The 21509-nt window shown below is 39.1% G+C and carries 18 protein-coding genes and 3 pseudogenes; 13 read left to right on the top strand and 8 right to left on the bottom strand.

The window, feature by feature from the left end:
* Positions 1-9 precede the first annotated feature (9 nt).
* The 5 genes and pseudogenes from P4S61_RS01825 to P4S61_RS01810 all read right to left on the bottom strand — a co-directional run bounded on the left by P4S61_RS01825 (position 10) and on the right by P4S61_RS01810 (position 4090).
* Positions 10-1614: a site-specific integrase gene (locus tag P4S61_RS01825; RefSeq protein WP_337117668.1), complete on the bottom strand. Its 1605-nt coding sequence runs from the start codon at positions 1612-1614 to the stop codon at positions 10-12.
* A 209-nt stretch (positions 1615-1823) separates the two neighbouring features.
* On the bottom strand, positions 1824-2141 hold the full coding sequence (locus tag P4S61_RS22870; protein WP_442961584.1) for a tyrosine-type recombinase/integrase: 318 nt from the start codon (positions 2139-2141) through the stop codon (positions 1824-1826).
* Complete coding sequence (locus P4S61_RS01820; protein ID WP_337117667.1) at positions 2102-3055, bottom strand: tyrosine-type recombinase/integrase; 954 nt, start codon at positions 3053-3055, stop codon at positions 2102-2104. The genes P4S61_RS22870 and P4S61_RS01820 overlap by 40 nt, the downstream gene beginning before the upstream one ends.
* A gap of 119 nt (positions 3056-3174) precedes the next feature.
* A pseudogene (gene bcp / locus P4S61_RS01815) lies at positions 3175-3546 on the bottom strand (thioredoxin-dependent thiol peroxidase); the annotation flags it as partial.
* Positions 3547-3556: 10 nt separating this feature from the next.
* The gene (locus P4S61_RS01810; protein ID WP_337117666.1) at positions 3557-4090 is read right to left on the bottom strand and encodes a glycine cleavage system protein R; all 534 of its coding nucleotides are present in this window, start codon (positions 4088-4090) and stop codon (positions 3557-3559) included.
* Between the two features lie 352 nt (positions 4091-4442).
* On the opposite strand from P4S61_RS01810, the gene bamC reads away from it, so the two are divergent.
* Together bamC and P4S61_RS01800 are read left to right on the top strand one after the other, a co-directional pair.
* Complete coding sequence (gene bamC / locus P4S61_RS01805; RefSeq protein ID WP_145241551.1) at positions 4443-5504, top strand: outer membrane protein assembly factor BamC; 1062 nt, start codon at positions 4443-4445, stop codon at positions 5502-5504.
* A gap of 67 nt (positions 5505-5571) precedes the next feature.
* Complete coding sequence (locus P4S61_RS01800) at positions 5572-6990, top strand: YjiH family protein (RefSeq protein ID WP_145241552.1); 1419 nt, start codon at positions 5572-5574, stop codon at positions 6988-6990.
* Positions 6991-7049: 59 nt separating this feature from the next.
* Here the strand turns inward: P4S61_RS01800 and P4S61_RS01795 are convergent.
* Positions 7050-9420: pseudogene (locus P4S61_RS01795) on the bottom strand (bifunctional diguanylate cyclase/phosphodiesterase).
* A 249-nt stretch (positions 9421-9669) separates the two neighbouring features.
* On the opposite strand from P4S61_RS01795, the gene pyrC reads away from it, so the two are divergent.
* The 9 genes and pseudogenes from pyrC to P4S61_RS01745 all read left to right on the top strand — a co-directional run bounded on the left by pyrC (position 9670) and on the right by P4S61_RS01745 (position 18402).
* On the top strand, positions 9670-10722 hold the full coding sequence (pyrC, locus tag P4S61_RS01790) for a dihydroorotase (RefSeq protein WP_145241556.1): 1053 nt from the start codon (positions 9670-9672) through the stop codon (positions 10720-10722).
* A 322-nt stretch (positions 10723-11044) separates the two neighbouring features.
* A complete protein-coding gene (locus tag P4S61_RS01785) occupies positions 11045-11254 on the top strand; it encodes a cold-shock protein (RefSeq protein ID WP_145241558.1) in 210 nt (69 codons plus the stop codon).
* A 1061-nt stretch (positions 11255-12315) separates the two neighbouring features.
* On the top strand, positions 12316-13086 hold the full coding sequence (locus P4S61_RS01780; RefSeq protein ID WP_145241560.1) for a DUF3450 domain-containing protein: 771 nt from the start codon (positions 12316-12318) through the stop codon (positions 13084-13086).
* Between the two features lie 6 nt (positions 13087-13092).
* Positions 13093-14457: a MotA/TolQ/ExbB proton channel family protein gene (locus P4S61_RS01775; protein ID WP_145241562.1), complete on the top strand. Its 1365-nt coding sequence runs from the start codon at positions 13093-13095 to the stop codon at positions 14455-14457.
* Complete coding sequence (locus P4S61_RS01770; RefSeq protein WP_145241564.1) at positions 14457-14981, top strand: MotA/TolQ/ExbB proton channel family protein; 525 nt, start codon at positions 14457-14459, stop codon at positions 14979-14981. Before P4S61_RS01775 ends, P4S61_RS01770 begins: the two co-directional genes overlap by 1 nt.
* A 92-nt stretch (positions 14982-15073) precedes the next feature.
* Positions 15074-15399 (top strand): annotated as a pseudogene (locus P4S61_RS01760) (ExbD/TolR family protein).
* On the top strand, positions 15399-16016 hold the full coding sequence (locus tag P4S61_RS01755; RefSeq protein ID WP_145241566.1) for an energy transducer TonB: 618 nt from the start codon (positions 15399-15401) through the stop codon (positions 16014-16016). The pseudogene P4S61_RS01760 and the gene P4S61_RS01755 overlap by 1 nt, the downstream one beginning before the upstream one ends.
* 11 nt (positions 16017-16027) lie before the next feature.
* Positions 16028-17287 (top strand): hypothetical protein, encoded by a 1260-nt coding sequence (locus P4S61_RS01750; protein WP_145241568.1) that lies wholly within the window; start codon positions 16028-16030, stop codon positions 17285-17287.
* Positions 17288-17349: 62 nt separating this feature from the next.
* Positions 17350-18402 carry a hypothetical protein gene (locus tag P4S61_RS01745; RefSeq protein WP_337117663.1) on the top strand — a complete coding sequence of 351 codons (1053 nt, stop codon included), beginning with the start codon at positions 17350-17352 and terminating at the stop codon, positions 18400-18402.
* A 16-nt stretch (positions 18403-18418) separates the two neighbouring features.
* On the opposite strand, the gene P4S61_RS01740 is transcribed toward P4S61_RS01745, so the two are convergent.
* A complete protein-coding gene (locus tag P4S61_RS01740) occupies positions 18419-18763 on the bottom strand; it encodes a TraR/DksA family transcriptional regulator (RefSeq protein WP_145241572.1) in 345 nt (114 codons plus the stop codon).
* Positions 18764-18834: 71 nt separating this feature from the next.
* Entirely contained in the window at positions 18835-19791 is a 957-nt protein-coding gene (locus P4S61_RS01735; protein WP_145241574.1) for a tRNA-dihydrouridine synthase, read from the bottom strand.
* A 208-nt stretch (positions 19792-19999) separates the two neighbouring features.
* Between P4S61_RS01735 and P4S61_RS01730 the strand changes: the two genes are divergently transcribed.
* Both P4S61_RS01730 and P4S61_RS01725 read left to right on the top strand, forming a co-directional pair.
* The gene (locus P4S61_RS01730; RefSeq protein WP_145241576.1) at positions 20000-20566 is read left to right on the top strand and encodes an HvfA family oxazolone/thioamide-modified RiPP metallophore; all 567 of its coding nucleotides are present in this window, start codon (positions 20000-20002) and stop codon (positions 20564-20566) included.
* An 87-nt stretch (positions 20567-20653) separates the two neighbouring features.
* On the top strand, positions 20654-21508 hold the full coding sequence (locus tag P4S61_RS01725) for an HvfB family MNIO-type RiPP peptide maturase (protein WP_442961539.1): 855 nt from the start codon (positions 20654-20656) through the stop codon (positions 21506-21508).
* The last annotated feature ends 1 nt before the right edge of the window (position 21509 follow it).

Genomic DNA, 21509 nt, shown 5'->3' with positions numbered 1-21509 from the left:
TTCAAACTCCTAAATAAGCTCTGTGGTTTCTATATAAAGAGATACTTTTTCAGCATCATTGAGCTCTTCGGCACTAAATTCGGACAAGTTCGAATCTAGAATCGAATTCAAAAGTGTTAGGTTACTTTTTATAACATGTCCAAATGGAGTATCTAATACTCTACTATTTTGAATTTTAATAAGGTAATCACGTTTCATCGCAAAGAGCTTTGGCAAATCAGTTTTGGTTATGATTACATTAGGGCAACTAAGGCACATGTTGTAAGTACTACAAGGCTTTCCAGGTGTGTAGTTAGATAGACTTTTCACAGACTCAGGTGGGTCAAAAATATTTTTGCACGTCGCTAATGGGGTTGATATGGGTAGCGACTCTTTGTTGCCTACCTTTTTATGAGGTTTACTACTAACTGAAGAGCTAATGTTACTGTGAAGTTCTATCAATTTATCTTTAATTTTTATTCTCGCGGTCTGCCCAAAATCATGAATATCTAGGTAGCGCATTGTTGTATTGAGATTTTTATGACCCATTAGTAGCTGTACTTCCCTAATTGAAACTCCTTCCCCTATTAGGTCGCTGATAAATGTAGGCCTAAACCTTGTTGTCTCTAAAAGTAACTCGTTACTATTTTGTTTAAAAAGCTCGTGTTCGGCAGAAAAGGTTTTTATAGCCATTGAAAGGTGATACATAACAGGAAGGCATTTGATTAAACCGTTGTATGTTTCAAATAACCATAGTTTACTTTTATGCTCTAAAGGTGCTTTTTCTCTTACTTTTGATGTTAGCAACAAAACATTATTAAATATTTCTTTCACTTGTTCACTTTGGCTAAGGGTTAGCCATTGAAGGTCAGCCTTGAATATATCTAAGTGATATAACTTCTGGCCATCAGAGCGGTTCTTCCAATACCTTAAACAAGGTTTCCCAGTTGCAGGGTGTGAGTCTACTAGGTCGTCAATTTCAAGGTTATAAATTGACTCAACATTCATACCTGTGACTTTTAACAGTTTCAGCAAAAATGGAAGTAAATGTTTCATTGTAACCTTACTTAAAACTCCCCAAGATTCATATACATTTTGATAATATGCACCATTGTCTTTAATGATTTGGTAGAAAGCTCTATAGGCTCGTTTACCTCGAAAACCATAACTATTAGTAACGGGAATACATCCCATTTTATTCTCAAAAATCCAACGAGCATCATCTAGTGTTAAGTTCTCTACACCCTCTAAGAGCATACAGTCATCATCGAGAATAGCTCTACCTCTTCCTGTTTTCTCATAAGGAATAAGGAGTTTTAAAGCTTTGTCGATTCCAACTTCAATAGCCTCATCAATTTTTCTTCTCTCATTCTTACTATATGGTTTGTAGCGTTCGGTTACTCTTGTTTGGTAGCAAAAAGAACTTGGTAAATAAAACCTTTTAAAGTTTGGAACTTTGAGCTCTATAGCTTTATTCAGAACGTTCTTATAGGTACTTTGCAAAACGTTTGCATACCGATTATGTATCTTGTCGAGCAACATGCAGCTTTTCAAATATGCATGAAAATCATCTAATGAAAATTCATTCAGTACTTTAGTCAAATAAATTGGTTGATTACCAAACTTTTCTTTCATAAGTTCAGTAACATGAGAGTGTGTAGCATGAACATCATCTTTATAGGAGCGGCTTACCTTTGTTTTATAAACTGATGCAAATAAATGTGTCAATTGTCGATAAGGTAAGGCTTGGGAGGGCAGCGCTAAATCTTCAATGCAAGTTAAAGGTGTATCAACTAGTGTATCCCATTCACTTAAGCTTGTTTTTCTTTTGTCATTTCTTGTCCTTAAGTGATATTTTTAAGTTGTGTGCTTTTGACAAGCCTTTCCATTCTATCCGCTTTAGTTAATAACTCACCGTCGCTATTAGTTATTGTTTTATATAGTTCAGAAGGTATTTTTGTGTAAACCTCAGTACTACTTAAGAATGCATGGCCAAGTGATTTTTGCACTACAGCAAGCCTGTCCACGTAGGTTTGTCCTATGTCAGGTGATTGAAGTAAATCGTATGCGTAACCATGCCTTAATTTGTGCGGTGACATAGGCTTGGATAGCATACCTTTTTTTAATGCACGCTCTGATAGTCTATCCAGTAGCTTAGACAGGCATTTGGGGGTAATCGGGCGTCCTTCGGCATTAAAGAATGCAGGGGTATCTGATAGGGATGAATACTTTCTTGAATGCTTTTTGTATAGGGGGAGGCATGGTATCTCATTATACGGTTTAAAACAGCTCGACTTACCAAGGTCATTCTTTGCTTAGTATTGTTATGTCTGCCTTTCACACCTTGTATAGAAAGTGGGGCGTAGGGTGATATTACTGGCATGTCCGTATTTTGGTGTATCAACTTTTGACTATTAAACTCTATAGCATCTTCTATATCTTGTTTGGTTATGTTTAGTAACTCTGATCTTCTAACCCCAGAATCAAAAATAAACTGAATAATGAGCCTTTCACGCTCAGAGCCGGTTTGTATTATTAATTTTGTTAACTCATCTAAAGAGCATGAAATGACAAGCTTTTGCTTTACGGGCCCACTTATTAACCCATTTGAATACGGGCTTTTCTCAATATATGCGTTTCGTAGCTCGTGATTTTGATAGAGGAATTTGTGGATGAATGCTTGAAGTGTTGCATCTCGATTTCGCACTGTTGCAGTAGATAAATCATATTTAGTTCTTAATTCCGCTAAATATTCTTCGATAACAAATTTTGATACCGTAAGGAATGCTTCATCAAGGTGAGTTTTTTGAAATTCTTTCCTATTTTTAAGATAAGCCAAAAAATAACTCAGATTCTTAGCGTACGTTTTTGCCGTGTGGCGGCTTATTTTGTTGTTTCGGAAGCTATAGGATAGAAATTCAGAAATTAATGGGAGTACTCTCATTTTTTCATCTAATGCAACTACACCACTATGAAGCTTGCTTACAGATAACCAGACTCCTTCATCTTCATTTAATAAAGACTTTGATAGATCAACGGATTCATTAGCGACAATATAAGAACTGAATTGATCCATAAAAACGTACTTTATCCATTAAGACTGTGCAGTTTTTAATCGTAGTAGTAAAATTGAGTTTTAGAAAGGAGGGATTAACTTTTTAGTATGTAGTGTGCATAATATTAATGGGGGTATAAATGAATACCGTCGTACTCTTTACCCATAAACTTTTTGTAGCCCCATACGCCGAATGCTTCTGCAATCGCGTGATCTTCGTCTGAAAGTAGGTCAAAGTTTAATTCTTTTTTGGTTTCAAAGTTCTTTAATTTTTTTACCGGATCAGGGCTGATACCAACCACGCGGGTATTTAGCTGTGCTAACACGGCTTTTTCATCACGTAAGTTTTCAGCTTGCACGGTGCAACCAGGTGTTGATGCTTTTGGATAAAAGTACACTAATACTTGCTGCTCTTTTAATAGCTCTGCAAGGACGATTGTTTCGTCATCTTGATTTTGTAGGCTAAAAGCGGGTGCTTTGTCACCGGCTTGTAATGGATTAATTGTGTTCATGCTTTGCTCCTTAGCGAATGCGTCGAAATATGTAATCTACGTTTAGAGTACGCGACAGATCTTCAAATTGGACTTTAAACGTATCAATGTCAACCTCAACAGGAATGTTAAACTCCAGTTCACAGCGCATTTTTGTATTTTTTTCTTCGTCATAGGTATCTGACTTTAAAGAACAAATACTAATGTGGTTGTCGGCAAAAAAGCGGGTAACTTTACTTAACGTGCCAGGTGTATCGATACCTGTATATTCGAGGGTGTAGCCAGCACAAAATTCACTTTGAGTATGACTGGCTGTCCGCTTCATCATAGTGAGTAAGCCCAGCTCCATGCCTTTGAGGGGCAGGGTGTGTTCAATGCGGCTGATTGCCGACATATCACCTGATAACAGCATAATAAATGTAAATTCATTGCCTAAGATGGCAATGCGACTATCAATAATATTACAGTGACAGTCACTGACTAATTGGGTTAATTCACTGACAATACCAGGGCGATCATCGCCAATAGCAGTTAAAACGATCTGATGATTTGAAAAAGCAGTCATGAATTCAAGTACCTAGGTTATATTATTAATAACAATCAGAGTAAGCTGAGCCGGCAATTACCACCACACGGCGGCGAAGTTTAACACAAAACAATCGCTAAACTACAGGCCGAGATAATTAAGCTGTTATTAAAGCACGGTGTTTCTTGTTTTTAGTGGCATGGGAAAGTACCATAGTTAAAATTTTGCATATAGACTGGCTTACATTTACGTTTAGCCGTGCCCTAAAGTAACGGGGTTTGCATAAAAACAAGATACGTAAAGTTAATATTGGCTTTACACTGAACCAAATCGGCATAACCCACTCATATATTTGTTAAAACAATTAAGGGTATGCTAAGGAGAATTATCTGTGCAGTATTGGATCCCAAAAGCGCTTGCTGTAAGCGTATTGGTTAGCTTGTCAGGATGTGGTGTGTTCACTGACGAAGCGCATCAAAAACGTAATTACCGTGCCAGTGAGCCGGTACAAGTGCCAGGACAATTGGCTCAGCCAGCTTTAGACCCCATTTATAAAATGGATGTGGCAGAATATAATAATGATCCGGATTCAACAAACTATCGTCCCCCAGCACAAGTATTAACTGTGGCAAAAGGCAGTTGGGTTGAAGAAGGTGATAAACAAGCACGCGTTTATTTTGATAAAAACGATGGTATTGCAAATTTAGATGAGTTTATTTGGGATTCAGTACACGCTGTGTTAACTGAGCATCAAACAAAGGCAATCAAACAAGATAAGTCATTAGGTTCGATTGAAACTGACTGGTATGCGATTATCAAACCCGAGGAAGGTTGGTTGTGGAATAGCGATACCGCTGTATCTGAGCAACGTTTTATTTTTACTATTGAAGAGAAGTCACATCAGCGTACTGCTTCGTTAAGCGCTAAGCTAGCGGAATACAATAGTAAAGATGTGCCATTGACGCCAATTTTGCAACAGCAACTAGAAGTGCGTGCACTAAATCAAGTTGTGGCTGAATTTGATTATCGTTATCGTCAACTTGAAGTTGAAATTCGCAAACAACAAGGCATTATTTCGTTGGAAATGGGCTTTGACAATAAAGGTAATGCGGCGCTGGTAACGGAACAGGATTACTCATTAATATTTGATCGTTTCTCAGGGTTCCTTGAGCGCTTGTCGTTTACGATTGTTGAAATTGACCAAGATCGTGGTTTGATCACAGCTGATTACAACAAACCTGAATCAAGTGTTTGGGATTCAATTTGGGGTGAAGAGCTTGCTGAATTACCGATTGAAAATGGCCAATATCAAATTTTAGTCAGTCGCACCAAAGAAGGTGGTACTAGCTTAACGTGGATGGACGATGAAGGCACAACGTTAGAGCCTGGTACGATGAATGACTTACAACAAGCGTTAGAAAGTGCTTTGCGTCAACGCGGTATTAAAATTTAATAATAAATAATAATAACACCACAAAAAGAGCTTTTGCTCTTTTTGTGGTTTTTACAGGTTGAAAACAATGTCTAATCTAACTTCCTCTCACCCGCAGTTTGACTTTAAGGTATGGTTTAATTTTTTAGTTCCTTCATTGATTGGCGTCCTCTTATTCATGACTCCAGTGCCAATGGACGGGGCAATGACTATTCCTATCGCTGTTATGGCAAAAGCGGTGCAAGCTCATATTACATCGTATGCCGATACGTTGATTACATTAATTATTTGTACTACAGGTGTTTTATCATTGATATTCAAGGTTTTTAAGCCTGAGGTATTAATGAAATCTACTATTTTAAAGCATCTTTTTGATGTGCATTGGCTTTGGCTAGTGATCCGTTTATTTGGTATGGCGTTTATTATCTTAACGGTTTTAAGCATTAATAATCCGGATTTTAAATCGACATTACCAGAGTTTTTAATTCCGCTTTTCGATGGTATTACATCAGGAAGTACCGGTGGCTTAGTGCTAAAAGATTTATTACCAGTGCTATTTTCGGTGTTTATTTTAGCGGGCTTATTACTGCCTTTATTGTTAAATTTTGGTTTGCTGGAGCTAGTAGGCACGTTATTAACTAGAGTAATGCGCCCGTTATTTGGCGTGCCAGGACGAAGTGCTGTTGATTGTGCAACCTCTTGGTTAGGCGATGGCAGTGTGGGTATTTTAATGACCGCGCGCCAATATGAAGAAAAGCATTACACTCAGCGTGAAGCGGCGATTATCGGTACTACATTCTCTGCGGTATCAATTACGTTTTGTTTGGTGGTATTAGGCCAAGTCGGACTAGAAAAATTATTTGCCCCATTTTATTTAACGGTTTGTTTAGCGGGAGTTGTTGCTGCGCTGATTGTGCCACGTATACCGCCATTGAGCTTTAAGAAAGATATATATATTGATGGTAGTCAGCCTGATCAGCACAAAGAGCGCGTGCCGCATGGCAAAAATGTGTTTAAACATGCCCTACATGTCGCGCTGCACAAAGCTAAAAACTCACCGGGCTTTGCAGGTACCATGAAAGAAGGCATTCACAACGCATTGGATATGGTGTTTGCAGTATTACCTGTAGTGATGGCTGTGGGCACATTCGCATTAATTATTGCTGAATATACGCCGATATTTGCTTATTTAGGTAAACCGTTCATCCCATTTTTAGAGTTATTACAAATACCAGAAGCAGAAGCTGCCGCGCAAACGATCATGGTTGGCTTTGCGGATATGTTTATTCCATCAATCTTAGCTGCTGGCACGATTGAAAGTGATGTTACTCGCTTTATTATTGCGGCAATGAGTGTAACCCAGTTAATTTACATGTCAGAAGTGGGCGCGCTTTTATTGGGTAGTAAAATCCCAGTAAATATATTTGAATTGTTTGTAATATTTATTCTCAGAACCTTGATCACGTTACCCGTTATTGCTCTGATGGCACATTGGTTGGTTGGCTGATTCTGCCTGTTTTTTATTTGCAAGAAGCCCTGATTAATCAGGGCTTTTTTATGGTTGTTTTAAAGTGGTTTATCAATCAATAAAATTGCTTGAGCGGCGGGCAGGGGTTTGGCTTTTAAGAAGCCTTGGCCAAAATCACATTGAGTTTTTTGCAATATGGCTAGTTGCTCTTGCGTTTCAATTCCTTCGGCTACAACATCTAACTTAAGTGATGATGCCAATGACAAAATGGCATCAACTAATGGCGTGGCGGTGTCTTTAAGACGGTCAATAAAGCTCTTATCAATTTTTAGCACATGAATTGGCAGTTGGTGTAAGTAACCCAAAGAAGAGTATCCGGTGCCAAAATCATCTAAACATAACTTTACTTTTAATGGCGCTAACCCTTCAATTATCTTGGTTGCTAATTCTAAGTTTTCGATCAAACCTGATTCGGTGATCTCTAAACATAAGGAGCCTAATGCTAGCTCATATTTATTATAAATAGCATGAATTTGCGAGATAAAGTCTACACTTGCAAAGTGTCGTGAGGAAACATTCACCGTCACACGCAAGAAACGTTTACCTTGTTGTTGCCACGCAGCTATTTGTTTTCCTGCCAGATCTAATAAATGCAGGTCGAGATTAATTATTTGCCCAGTGTTTTCTGCTATTGAAATAAAATCATTAGGTGAAACAAAGCCTTTGCGTGGGTGGTGCCAACGAACGAGCGCTTCAAAACCTACAACGTTACATTGCTGTATAGCAAAGATCGGCTGATAATATAACTCAAATTCATGATGCTCAATGCCATGTTGTAGATCATTTTCTATATCTGCGTGACTTTTAAGCTTTTTACGCATGGTGTTATTAAAAAATCTGACTTGGCCACGGCCTGTTGATTTAGCTTCGTACATTGCAGCATCTGCATGCTGTAATAACTGATAGGCTTTATCATTTTCGTTTTCGCAAAATGCAACGCCAATACTAGTAGAAGCTTGCAGTAAATGGCCATCAATATTAAGTGGTTTAGCGAGTACTTTTTTAATCCGCTTTAATGCATCATTAACTTGGTTTTTATGAGTGATGTTTTCCATAAAAATAGCAAACTCGTCACCACCGAGTCGTGCGAATGTATCGGTATTTCGAATTGTGCCTTTAATTAACTTACAAATGGCGATTAAAAAGTGATCGCCCACTTCATGCCCTAAAGAATCATTGATGCTTTTGAAGCGGTCGAAATCTAGATACAGCAACGCATGATATCGCCCTTTGGGTGTTCGAGTTAGCCGTAAGATGCCCTGCTTAATGCGGTCAATCAGTAAAGAGCGATTAGCAAGCCCAGTTAATTCATCATGCAAAGCGCGATGTTCAAGTGCTTGGCGAGATAGTTGTCTGTCGATAGCCATACTAATTTGGCGGCTGACATACGTCAGTAGAGCGCGGTCATGATCATTATAATGGTGAGTTTTATCGTAACTTTGTACTACGATCACACCACTTATATGTTCGCTTACTTTAAATGGAACACCAAGCCAAGATTCTGACTGGCGGCCTACCATTTTAAAATGGCCATCATTTATATGTTGTTGATATTCTTTTTTATTTAATAGTAATGGCTGTTCGGAATTTAAAAGGTAATAGGATGCGGTATGTTTTAGTTGCTCTTTTGATATTTTTTTATGAGCATTTGAACGTACTCCTTCCTCGACAATGTAAACAATATCGAGGATATCGATATTTTTGTTGTATAGCCCTACCAAAAAGTTATCAGCGCGTAGCAAGTTGGTCATAATGCCATGCAATGCTTCTAAAAAAGTATCTAAGTCATTGGCTTGATAAGTTAAATTTGCTATTTGTAAGAGCGTTCCTTCTAGCTTTTGTGCAGCATTTAATTTACTCACCGTTTGTTGCAAGTTCTCAACAGTATTGACCTGATTTATTTTGGCACTGAGTAAATGCGCAACGGTGGTTAAAATTTCAAGATGGGCATCACTAAAATAGTTACGCACCTAGGTGCTCGCAGTCTATAACTCCTAAAACCTGCTGCTTATAAACTAATGGTACGCATAGTTCAGACATTGCAGGGCGTACATCTGCGATATAACGGCTATCAGTACTGACATCACCAATGATAACAGCGCGACTTGTAGAAGCAACATAACCAGTAATGCCTTGATTAAATGCGATAGTTTTTCGTTCTACGGCATAGTTACTATCTGCAGGTGACACTCCCATTGATGCGACTTCATGTAAGGTTGTAGCACTTTCATCGGCAATATAAATAACACAATCGACAAAGCCTAACCGCTTAACTACTTCAGTGGTCACGTACTCGAATAATTCATCGAGTTTATCTAACTGTAATAAGCTTGAAGAAAACTGATTAATAATACTCAGTTGCTCGGTTTTTGCATCAAGCGCTGAAGATAAGTCTACTTTATTCTGCATATGCCACGCGTGAATATACCGTTTTGTGTCATTGATATACTTATAGATTAACGGAATGTTAACGTTTAGACAAAGAATAAATAAAATTAACGAGGTATGTTTGTAAAGGTAAACGCACGCCAAACGATTGATGAACCAGTGTTTTCATTCTATCTGTTGATAAAAAGCATCAGGAAAAACCGCAATAAAATCTTTACTCAGATAGGGCATATGCATATGATCAACTAAATTCAGCCGAGGAAACAAGTAATGACAAAGCAAGCCTTCGACACTCAGTCAACGTTAACTATCACTCGTCCAGATGACTGGCATGTTCATTTACGTGATGGGGATCAACTAAAAGATACAGTGCGTGATATTAGCCGCTATATGGGACGCGCTATTATTATGCCAAACTTAGTTCCTCCGGCAACCTGTACTGAAACTGCTTTAGCGTATCGCGACCGTATTATGGCGGCCGGGCCACAAGGAAATTTTGAGCCATTAATGGTGCTTTATCTAACAGATAATACGAGCGCGGATGAGATTAAAAAAGCACATGCAACTGGTAAAATTGTTGCTGCTAAAGTGTATCCAGCAGGTGCGACAACAAATTCTGATTCTGGTGTAACATCAATTAAAAAGATTTACCCAGCATTAAAAGCCATGCAAGAAGTCGGTATGTTATTGCTGATCCATGGTGAAGTGACAGATTCATCGATTGATATATTTGATCGTGAAAAAGTATTCTTAGAAACTATTTTAGTGGATGTTGTACAAGACTTCCCAGATTTAAAAATTGTGCTTGAACACATCACCACTAAAGATGCCGTTGATTTTGTAAATAATGCCTCTGATAATGTGGCTGCAACCATTACTGCACATCATTTATTGTATAACCGTAATCATATGTTAGCGGGAGGGATCCGCCCACATTACTACTGTTTACCAATATTAAAGCGTAATACACACCAACAAGCACTTATTAGTGCTGCGACCAGTGGCAGTGCTAAGTTTTTCTTAGGTACAGATTCGGCGCCGCATTATAAAGATAAAAAAGAAGCCGCATGTGGATGTGCCGGTGCATACACCGCTCATGCTGCACTTGAGTTATACGCTGAAGCATTTGAGGAGGCCGGAGCGCTTGATAAGCTTGAAGGCTTTGCAAGTCATTTTGGGCCAGACTTTTATGGTTTAGCACGTAATGCAGATACTGTTACACTTATAAAGCAACCATGGACAGTGCCAGCAAGTTACCCATTAGGAAATGATCACGTGGTGCCAATTAAAGCCGAAAGTACAATTGATTGGCTGATCAAATAACCATAGAGTAAGTAAAGCACAGCTGAGAAAGGTGTGCTTTTTGTATTAAAATTAATCACTTGAACAGTTTTATTGAGTTGATGTTAAAAGCATTAAAATAATTCTGAATTAATAGAGCTAAAACAATTATATTGTGTTAACCTTAACTTGCTTTGAGTTTTTGCGTATTGAATTTTTTGGTTAATGTGCGGCGTGTAAGGTTTCCGGTTAATGGTTATTACTTCTTCCTGTACTTTATCCCAGCGATTTATTGGGCATTCACTCAGGGAGGATATAGCCAATCTGGCTGAATTTTAATTATTGACTTACAGGAAAATTTGGTATGTCAAACACGGTTACTGGTAAAGTTAAGTTCTTCAACGAAGCTAAAGGTTTCGGTTTTATTGAACAAGAAAATGGTCCTGACGTATTCGTACATTTCAGCGCTATTACAGGCTCAGGTTTTCGCACTCTAAGCGAAGGCCAACAAGTGTCTTTCGGCATCAAGCAAGGCCAAAAAGGCCCTGAAGCTGAGAACGTAGAATTAGCATAATTTTTATTATGTGAACCTAGGTTCAACTTGGTGAAACAGGACTCTGTTTCACCATAATTTCCCCCTCATCAAATTCTTTTTTAAAATAAACTTTCTACCGCTACTTTTTAAATTCAATAAATATACACTAAATTCTGAATGCTATTTCACTAGACCAAATGCTGCTCAATACAAGCGGTGTACATCTTTGCGTCCCTCAATAAACTTTTTATACCAACTGTATACAGTTAGTCAGCTTCTCAACACCAATAACGATGATGTTTTTAATTAATACCAATCGACTTAAATATTTAACCATTCTAGCGAGCTAAATAAAGCGCTAACTGCGTTATAATTTTTTCAAGTAGAACAACTACATGTCAAAAGTTACGCCTTGTTATCACTGTATTTATATGTCGCTATAAATGGTCAGTAACTTAACACGATTGGTATAAATTAGTATTTAATTAGATAATGCTATTTTACCTCTGATTGTTCATAGACAAGTTTGGCACGGTTAGTAATCGGTATAAAAGAAATTGGGTATATAGCGTTATTATTTCGAATATATTGGTAACATTTACAGTGCGCCTTTAAGTCTTGTAGATAAAAAACAAATATAACTTCTGTTTGTAAAATTGCGGCTACGTTTTCTTTTAAAGGTCGGGTGCTTGTTTTTTGTACGAAACACCTAGGTTATTGCTGCATAAAAAGGCTTTTTTACTGAATGATTACGCTTATTCGAAATTATTATGAACTTTTTTTAACCCTGCTTGATTACACATAAAATGTTACATTAATGTTTTCTCTTTCATTAAGGGAGGTAAAACTGTTGTTAGTAAGCGGCTTTCATCCTATATGAAAATCCACCTCTGTTACATTTATGTTAATCCTTTGTTTTTTGTGTTTTAGTTTGCAATGATTGAATTAATTTATTTATGGTTAATTCCAAACATCAAGTTGACAGCGTGCATTGCATTTAGCATTATTGGAGGGTTGATATCTATTAAAAGATATCAGGGTTGTCTCCTTCGGGAGGTAATTAAATTATAAAAGTAACATTACTTAATTGGTTGGGAACTATGTCTGTTAAAATCAGAAAGAGTCTTGTAGCAACTGCGTTGGTTGGCGCTTTTGCATTCGCAAGCAGCAATGTGATTGCAGATCCTTTGAATGACGTGCAAAAAGCAGGTCTACAAATTCAAACGGCTGCGGTTAAGTCTCAAACTAAAATTGACAATGTATATGGTCAAACTCAAGAGCTATTAGCTGAGTACCGTAGCGTTGTTGATGAATCTGAGCTATTAAAAGTATACAACGATCACGTTGCCCGTTTGGTCGCTGACCAAAACGCGTCAATTGAATCGTTTGACCGTCAAATCGCTACGATCGACAACACAAAACAAAACGTTGTGCCTTTGATGTATCGCATGATCGATACGCTCGAGCAATTCATCAAAGCGGACGTTCCGTTTAACAGTGACAATCGTTTGGCGCGTGTTGAAAGATTACGTGAAACAATGGTTTCTTCTTCTGTTACTACTTCAGAGAAGTTCCGTCAAGTGTTAGAAGCGTACACTATCGAAGCTGCATATAGCTCTTTAGTAGCTGCTTCACAAGGTACTTTAGAAGTTGATGGCAAGAGCATTAACGTTGATTTCGGCCAACTTGGTCGTATCACTTACGTTGCTCAATCGTTTGACTTAAAGCACGCATGGGTATGGGATAACAATACTAAACAGTGGAAAGAATTAGGTGATGAATACCTAAAACCTGTTAAAGAAGTTATTCGTATGGCGCGTAAGCAAGCGACATTAGAACTTGTTAAACTACCAATCTTTGGCGCGGAGTAATCAATAATGAAGAAACTATTTAAAGGTTTTGCTGTTGCAGCAGTACTATCTGTTTCTGCAGGTACCGCGCTTAATGCACATGCAAATACCACTGCTTTAGATAAAATTCTTGAGCAAGTAAAGCAAGAGCGTATATCTGAAGGCAAAATCAATAAGCAACGTGAGCAAGAATTCTTATCAGATCGTGCTGATAAGCAAGCGTTACTTAATAAAGCAAAAAGCCAATTAGCTGCTGAAAAAGCTCGTGGCGATCGTTTAACTAAAGAATATGCACAAAACGAAAATACTTTAGCTGAGAAAGAGGCTGCTCTTCAAAGCGCACAAGGTACGTTGGGTGAAATGTTTGGTGTTGTACGTCGTGCTGCGCAAGATGCTATTGGTTCAATCGAAGCATCACTTGTTTCTGCTGAAAAACCTGGCCGTGCTGAAATCTTACGTTCATTAGCTGCTGCTAAAGAACTACCAACAGTTCGTGAACTTGAAGAGCTTTGGATTTCACTACAAACTGAAATGACTGAGTCAGCTAAAGTTTCAACATTCGAAACTGAAGTTGCAGGTCTTGACGGTAACGCGACAGTTAAGAAAGTAACACGTATCGGTAACTTCAACTTAGTAACAGACGATGGCTACTTAATCTATTCGCCTGAAACTAAATCAATTCAGCCTTTAGGTAAACAGCCTGATGGTTACATCCTTGCTGGTATTAAAGACTTAGAAAATACGTCTTCTGATAACTATGCTGGTGTATACGTGGATCCGACTCGTGGTGCTATCTTACGTATCAATACACAAAAAGCGACACTTGATGAATACTTCCACCAAGGTGGCGTAGTTGGTTACATCATTACTGCGTTATTAGGTTTAGGTATCTTAATCACACTAGTACGCTTTATTGACCTTACACTTACTCGTAGTAAGATTAATAGCCAGCTTAAAAACGTGTCTACACCGAATACAAATAACCCACTGGGTCGTATTCTTAAAGTGTATCATGACAATAAATCGCAAGATGTTGAAAACCTTGAGCTTAAACTTGATGAAGCGATTCTTCGTGAAACGCCACGCATTGAAGCTGGTATCAATATCATTAAAATCCTTGCTGCAATCGCCCCGTTACTTGGTCTACTAGGTACGGTAATCGGTATGATCTTAACGTTCCAAACAATCACATTGTTCGGTACAGGTGATCCGAAGATCATGGCAGGTAACATCTCTCTAGCACTTGTAACTACTGCGCTAGGTCTAATTGCTGCACTACCACTTATTCTTCTTCACGCTGTTGTTGCGGGTCGTAGTAAGTCGGTATTACACATCCTTGATGAGCAAAGCGCAGGTATTATTGCTACTCACGCGGAGAAGGAGAAAGCCTAATGCTAGTCCTGATGGAGATCTGGGAATCTATCAGGGATTTTGTTGGCACAGGCGGCCAGGTTTTATACGTGGTCGCGATAGCACTCTTTCTTATGTGGGTTTTAATGATTGAGCGCTATTGGTTCTTACTTGCAGAATTTCCTCGTTTATCGTCGGAAATTGTAGCAAAGTGGGATGCCCGCCAAGACACTACGTCTTGGTACGCACACAGAATCCGTGAAGCATGGATTTCTGAAGCGTCTGAAAAATTAGATCAGCGTATGTTGTTGATTAAAACATTAGTAGCTGTTTGTCCTTTAATTGGCTTACTTGGTACAGTAACAGGCATGATCGCGGTTTTTGAAACCATGGCAAGCCAAGGTACAGGTAATGCACGTTTAATGGCATCAGGTATTTCAATGGCAACAATCCCAACAATGGCTGGAATGGTTGCGGCATTATCTGGAGTATTCTTTAGCTCACGCCTTGAGGCAAGAGCGAGAATGGTGAAAGCCAAGCTTGTTGATAGTATGCCTCATCACTAGAGAGAGAATTAAATATGGCACGTAAACAACGTTTTCGTGAAGAAGAAGATGCAACGGTAGATATGACACCGATGCTTGACATCGTATTTATCATGCTTATTTTCTTTATCGTAACTACATCGTTCGTTAAAGAGGCTGGTATCGAGGTCAATAAACCAAAAGCGGCCCAAGCTACGAAGCAAAAAATGCTAACATTTTTATTGCAATTCGTGACAACGGCGAAATCTGGATTGATAAACAGCAAGTTGATGTTGAACGTGTTTCAGCAAAAATTGAAAGTTTATTAGCAGAACAACCTACTGAAGTTGTAATTTTGCAAGCTGACAAAGATGCAAAACACGGCGTAGTGGTTAAAGTTATGGACCAGATCAAAGCGACGGGCGACAACCTGAGAATTTCAATAGCTGGAGATCAGTAATGATTCGTTTTCTGTTTTCACTGATTGCAGGTGGGGCAGTTACTTTCGGCTTGTTCTACTTCATGGCCTTCCTCATCTCTGGTGGGGCTGACCGTAATACGGAACAAAAAGAGCAGATCATAGTCGAAATTATGACGAATCCGCCTGAATCTAAGGTGCAGGAACGGAAGCGAGTACCGCCTCCGCCGCCTCCACCGCCAAAGCAGCCGCCTAAACCGCAGCCGCCACAGCCGGAAAACAACAACCCAAATCCAGGTGCTATGTCATTTAACATGCCAAGCATTAATGTGGGAAGTTCGGCAGGTGGTCTAAGTGGTCCAGGGGCATTCGGACGAGACGGTGATGCGACACCAATCGTTCGTATTGAACCAAAATATCCAACACAAGCAGCACGTGATGGCAAAGAAGGTTGGGTACAACTTTCATTCTCAATCGATGAATTGGGTGGGGTTACTGATGTTGAAGTAATCGACGCAGACCCTAAACGTATTTTCGATAGAGAAGCTAAACGCGCCTTGAGCAAGTGGAAATACCGTCCTAAAATTATTGACGGTAAGCCACAAAAGCAAGTTGGCTTACAAGTTCAGCTAGACTTTAAAATTAACCAAGGCAATTAAGGAGGCAAGTAATGAGAAATTTATCTAAAGTAACAGCACTTGCGGTACTTATGTCTTTCTCGGGTGCAGTATTTACTGCACCGGTTCTAGCAGCGCCAGATCCCGCGAAAATTGAAGCGCGGAAGAAAGCAAAAACTAGAATCATGGGTGAGCGCACTGGTAAAAAAGTTATAAAAGCGTTTGACTTATATAACGAAGAAAAGCTAGACGAAGCAATTGCCATGTTGAAAGAGATCGATGCTTCTGATGATTTCGACAAAGCAACAGTTAATCGCTATTTAGGTAGTATGTATGGCCAGAAAGAGCAGTACAAAACTGCGATTGGTTACTTAAAATTAGCTGTTGCCCCTGATGTTTTGAACTTTGCCGATCAAGAACAAAGTTTAAAAACATTAGGCGATATGTATGCTGGTACTGAGCAGTATGAAAAAGCCAAAGATGCTTATGTTGCATGGATGGACTTTACTGGTGAAGAAGATGCAACGGTTTATACTCGTATAGCCCAAGCTAATTACCAGTTACAAAAGTTCAAAGATGTTTTTGCACCTGCAGATAAAGCAATTAAACTTCAAAAAGAGCCTAATAAAGGCCCTTACCAATTAAAATTAGGTTCTTATTTTGAACTTAAAGACTATAAAAATATGGTTAAAATTGGTGAAGAAATTGTTCGTATCTGGCCAGATGATAAAAAAGCATGGGTAAGTTTAGGTAAATACTACCTTCAGACGGAAGACTACAAAACTGGTCTTGCGACGATGGAAGTAGCTTACAAAAACGGTTATTTTGAAACTGAAGTTGATTATAAAGTTTTGTCTAACTTCTATTCATTGAATGAGATCCCTTATAAAGCCGCTAAGGTTTTAGAGAAGTCTATCGATGATAAGATTGTGAAGCGTAATAAACAAAATATCAGTGCAGTGGCAAGTAACTACCATCGCTCAAAAGATATTGCAAAAGCAGCTAAGTACTATGAAGAAGCGGCAAAATTTGATGACGATGCTGAGCTTTATCGCAAAGCAGGTTCATTACTTTTACAATCGCAAAATTATAGTGCTGCCGTTGTTCGTCTGAACAAGGCGCTTGAATTTGGTTCTGATAAGAAAGGAACTATTTATTCAGATTTAGCGGAAGCTTATTACTATCAAGAAAAGTATAAGCAAGCTTATGCTGCAATTACTAAAGCAATGGATGACCCTCGCACGCGTAAGTTTGCGAAAGGTTGGTCTGTATTTATTAAAGATAAAGCCGCTCGCAACGGTGTTAAGATTTAACTTTAATTCGCTATAGCAATTTATAAAAAGCCCCTATGGGGCTTTTTTTATTGGATTAACTCATGATAAAACACCTAATATGGATATGCTTCTTAGCGCTTTTCTTGAGCGCATGTGGTGATACGAATAATCAGTATCAAAGTAAAGAGCAAGCTCAGCAAGCGTTGCAAACACTAAATCAATTTTTAAGACCAACAAGTGAAATTAAACCAGTTAACGAGCAACAGTTTCCATTCAGTGATGCGTATTTAAAAGAGCGCCACAGCATATATCAAGCAATGCAAACCCTTGAATTAACTCCTGTCGCTCAGCGCACATTGGATTACCTCATTATTGCAGAGCGTTTTCCGCAGCGTTACTTTACGTGGCCGGTGTATATTCCTGTGCTCGATAACATGCTTGCCTATAACCAGCAACACGATATTACTGCAAACATAAACAATTGGCTTAGTTTTACCCAGCAGCAGTTAATACTTGCTAAAGAGAGCAAACTTAGACTCAACTCAATCGAGCTTAATGCCTTACAAGTGCAGGTAACTAAAAATCTTGCTCGCGTTGATCTTCCAGAAAATCTTAAACACACTCTAACTGAATTTAATGATTATTTAGCTCTCTATGCACCCCGAGGTAGTGTTGGTTTACATGGCATATCAAATGGTGGGTCTTGGTATCAAAGTAAGTTAAATTACTTCTCAGGCGTCACTAAAGCACCAATAAATTGGCTAGTAGCAGTACAATCTCAGTTGAAGGAAATGCAGCAAGAAGCATATTCTATCCATGTAGCAGTTGATCATCGCTATTCCGTGCTTGCACAGCGTTTTGCATTGTCTAATAAAAAGCTTGTTGGCTTTGATTGGGCACAAGATTATCAGAGTCTGATAGGCTATGCTGGGCAAGCTGCAACAGGACTAAGTAATGAAGAGCGTACTTTTTGGTTAGCTATGATGGAAACCGATCTTGGCATACATTACCATGCTTGGACTGTCCAACAAGCGAAAGTTAATTTGCTTAAACGGCTGAAAATGACGCCACAACAAGTCGATTATTTAGTGGCTGATATCATTTTTTATCCGGCGCAAAGTTTTGCGTTTGCAACACTTTTAACAACTTCGTAAGTCCGCTTGCTGATTTTTATAGCCTTGGCTCGCAGTTGCCACAGCGCTGCGCTGTTGGATCGGCATTCAGCCGTTGCGAGTCAATTTTTTCTTCACAGTCACAGCAATAACCATATTGGCCGATATCGATTTGGCAGACCGCCGCTTCAAGTTGTTCTAAGCGTACTATGATATCTTTATATTCAGTGCCAAGTTGCTTTTGCGTAAGCTCTAACCATTGTTCAGGGTTATTTTTGTGCAAGGTTTCAGCTAGCGAGTGATGCGATTTGTTACTTGAGCTTGATAGTGTCGTAAGCAAGCACTGCCTTACTTGCTCTAACTCTGTATTAAGTCTTAGAAGGTGATGTTGAGCATTGATCATTGTCATTGTCCTCGTTGAGCAATGCTGCAGTATTCATTAATTTAAAAAAGCCGACTATGATGTGTGTCAAATTAAGGTGCGATAGCATATTTTTTCAAAACACCTGCAACATCTTCTTTTGTTTTAAGGCGCCTGATCTCATCGAATAAAGTATCGGCCTGGCTATATTGGCGCTTTAAATAGCCTAGCCACTGTTTAGTACGAGAAGCAAAATACTTTTCATCTTTCGCTGGGTCATGATGTATGGCTGAATGGATCAGATGATAGAGAATATGCTCCCACTGCAGGCCATCATAGTGCTCATCATTAAAGTGTGCTTTTATTTTACGTGCTAAATCAGGATGCGATAATGCACCGCGACCAAGCATTAAGTCTGTGCAACCACTACGTTGCTGGCAAAGTAGTGCATCTTCTACTTGCCAAATTTCACCATTTGCGACCACGGCGATGTTTTTATCTTTGATCAGTGGTGGAATCTTCTCCCAGTAAGCGGGCGGGTTATAACCGTCTCGCTTTGTACGGGCATGTATGGCAATACTATTGGCACCGGCACTGACAACGGCATCAACAATTTCTTGACTGTTACTGTCATCATCAAAACCTAAACGAATTTTAGCGCTTACTTGATGCTCGCTTGGCACGGCATCACGGACTGCTTTAATGATTTCATACATGTGTTCAGGATCTTTTAGTAGTACGGCGCCGCCTTTACTGCGATTGACTGTTTTAGCAGGGCAACCAAAATTAAGATCAACGCCGTGAGAGCCAAGCTCTATTACCTTGATTGCGTTTTCAGCCAATGCGTGTGCAACTTGGCCAAGTAATTGGATACGCACAGGAGTGCCTGAACGAGTGAAACCGTTATTATTTAGCTCTGGGCAATAGCGATGAAATACTTTATCAGGCAGGCAGGCATCAATAACACGAACAAATTCAGTGACGCATAAATCAAAACCGCCAATTTCGGTGAGTAGTTGACGCATTTTAAAATCGACAACCCCTTCCATAGGCGCTAAAACTAATTTCATGATAGGGGCACTTTGACTTTACATAAGGAGGCGTATTTTACCTGTAACATTGATAAATGCCAATTTTACTCCCATAGTTAACTCCAGTTTTGTACTCCTTTGTAGCGTTATCATCAATAATAAATAAAAATATGTGATTAAATGAAATATTATTTTTGTAGCAAGGTCTACTTAGTACAACCTTTGTATGTTTAGAGAGAGTCATAAAATGAATACACTTAAAAAAAATTCAATCGCGTTAACATTAGGCGCGGTAGTAGTAGGTAGCACAAGTTTTATTTCTGCAGATGTTCAAGCGAATCCGTTTGAATTTCAACAAATGGTAACGGGCTACCAAGTCGACGCGACAGAAGGAAAATGTGGCGAAGGTAAATGCGGTGGAGATGCTAAAACTAAAGACGACAAAGCTAAAAAAGAAGGTAAGTGCGGCGAAGGCAAATGTGGTGGCGATGCCAAACACGACAAAGCTAAAAAAGAAGGCAAGTGCGGCGAAGGCAAATGCGGTGGCGATGCTAAACATGACAAAGCTAAAAAAGAAGGCAAGTGCGGCGAAGGCAAATGCGGTGGCGATGCTAAACATGACAAAGCTAAAAAAGAAGGAAAGTGCGGCGAAGGCAAATGCGGCGGCGATGCTAAACACGATAAAGCAAAAAAAGAAGGTAAGTGCGGCGAAGGAAAATGTGGCGGCGACGCTAAACACGATAAAGCTAACAAAGAAGGTAAGTGCGGCGGCGATGCTAAAGCTAAAAAAGAAGGCAAATGCGGTAGCCATTAATTAGATAAGTTAAGTAACCTGCACTTTAGCTAAGTAGTATGTTTATAAAAGGGCCGCATTGTGGCCCTTTTAAATGAAGGAGTTGATATGACTGTATCTAGTAACAGTGAATTTGGCATGGTAGGGCTTGGGCTGCGTAGAGAAATGCTCGATGAATTGCTGATGCAGATACCAAAGCAAATTGATTTTATGGAAGTGGCGCCTGAGAACTGGTTAAAACTCGGTGGTCGCTTTGCTAAGCAGTTTAAGTCACTGACCGATACAAATAATTTTGTTTGTCATGGCTTGTCATTATCCATCGGCTCTCCTGAACCGTTAGATATTGAATTTGTTAAAGCATTAAAAGTCTTTTTCAAAGCACATAATGTTAAGCTTTTTAGTGAGCACCTTAGTTATTGTTCCGGCAGCGGCCACATGTATGATCTGATGCCGATCCCATTTACTGAAGCTGCGATTGCCCATGTTGTTGGGCGGATAAAACAGGTGCAAGATATTCTCGAGCAGCAAATAGCTATCGAAAATGTGTCTTATTATGCCGCACCTGGTCAGCAAATGAGCGAGTTAGAATTTACCACTGAAATATTACAGCAAGCTGATTGTAAGTTATTACTCGATGTAAATAATATTTATGTGAATTCGATAAATCATGGTTATGATGCAGAACATTTTCTAGCTAGCTTGCCATCGCAACGTATAGCGTATGGTCATGTCGCAGGGCATTTCAATGAGGCGGATGATTTACTTATTGATACTCACGGCGCTGACGTGATTGACCCTGTTTGGCAATTACTTGATCGTGCTTATCAACATCATGGAGTGTTTGCGACTTTATTGGAACGTGATTTTAATATTCCAGCTATCGCTGAGCTTACCAAAGAGCTGGATATAATTCATCAACTACAAGCCAAGCACGCAATAATACAGCGTAAAGAAAGTGCCTGAT

Source organism: Pseudoalteromonas sp. B160 (genome assembly GCF_037162485.1).
Lineage (GTDB): Bacteria > Pseudomonadota > Gammaproteobacteria > Enterobacterales > Alteromonadaceae > Pseudoalteromonas > Pseudoalteromonas rhizosphaerae.
Note: the sequence above shows the minus strand (reverse complement) of the source record. Positions and strands in the feature narration are given on the sequence as shown.

Coding starts and splice junctions, on each gene's coding strand:
- P4S61_RS01825 (WP_337117668.1), bottom strand. CDS start 1,614: ATGAAAGAAAAGTTTGGTAATCAACCAATTTATTTGACTAAAGTACTG.
- P4S61_RS01775 (WP_145241562.1), top strand. CDS start 13,093: ATGAAGAAACTATTTAAAGGTTTTGCTGTTGCAGCAGTACTATCTGTT.
- P4S61_RS01745 (WP_337117663.1), top strand. CDS start 17,350: ATGATAAAACACCTAATATGGATATGCTTCTTAGCGCTTTTCTTGAGC.
- P4S61_RS01755 (WP_145241566.1), top strand. CDS start 15,399: ATGATTCGTTTTCTGTTTTCACTGATTGCAGGTGGGGCAGTTACTTTC.
- P4S61_RS01725 (WP_442961539.1), top strand. CDS start 20,654: ATGACTGTATCTAGTAACAGTGAATTTGGCATGGTAGGGCTTGGGCTG.
- P4S61_RS01785 (WP_145241558.1), top strand. CDS start 11,045: ATGTCAAACACGGTTACTGGTAAAGTTAAGTTCTTCAACGAAGCTAAA.
- P4S61_RS01740 (WP_145241572.1), bottom strand. CDS start 18,763: ATGATCAATGCTCAACATCACCTTCTAAGACTTAATACAGAGTTAGAG.
- P4S61_RS01820 (WP_337117667.1), bottom strand. CDS start 3,055: ATGGATCAATTCAGTTCTTATATTGTCGCTAATGAATCCGTTGATCTA.
- P4S61_RS01800 (WP_145241552.1), top strand. CDS start 5,572: ATGTCTAATCTAACTTCCTCTCACCCGCAGTTTGACTTTAAGGTATGG.
- P4S61_RS01730 (WP_145241576.1), top strand. CDS start 20,000: ATGAATACACTTAAAAAAAATTCAATCGCGTTAACATTAGGCGCGGTA.
- P4S61_RS01735 (WP_145241574.1), bottom strand. CDS start 19,791: ATGAAATTAGTTTTAGCGCCTATGGAAGGGGTTGTCGATTTTAAAATG.
- P4S61_RS01780 (WP_145241560.1), top strand. CDS start 12,316: ATGTCTGTTAAAATCAGAAAGAGTCTTGTAGCAACTGCGTTGGTTGGC.
- pyrC (WP_145241556.1), top strand. CDS start 9,670: ATGACAAAGCAAGCCTTCGACACTCAGTCAACGTTAACTATCACTCGT.
- P4S61_RS01750 (WP_145241568.1), top strand. CDS start 16,028: ATGAGAAATTTATCTAAAGTAACAGCACTTGCGGTACTTATGTCTTTC.
- P4S61_RS01810 (WP_337117666.1), bottom strand. CDS start 4,090: ATGACTGCTTTTTCAAATCATCAGATCGTTTTAACTGCTATTGGCGAT.
- P4S61_RS01770 (WP_145241564.1), top strand. CDS start 14,457: ATGCTAGTCCTGATGGAGATCTGGGAATCTATCAGGGATTTTGTTGGC.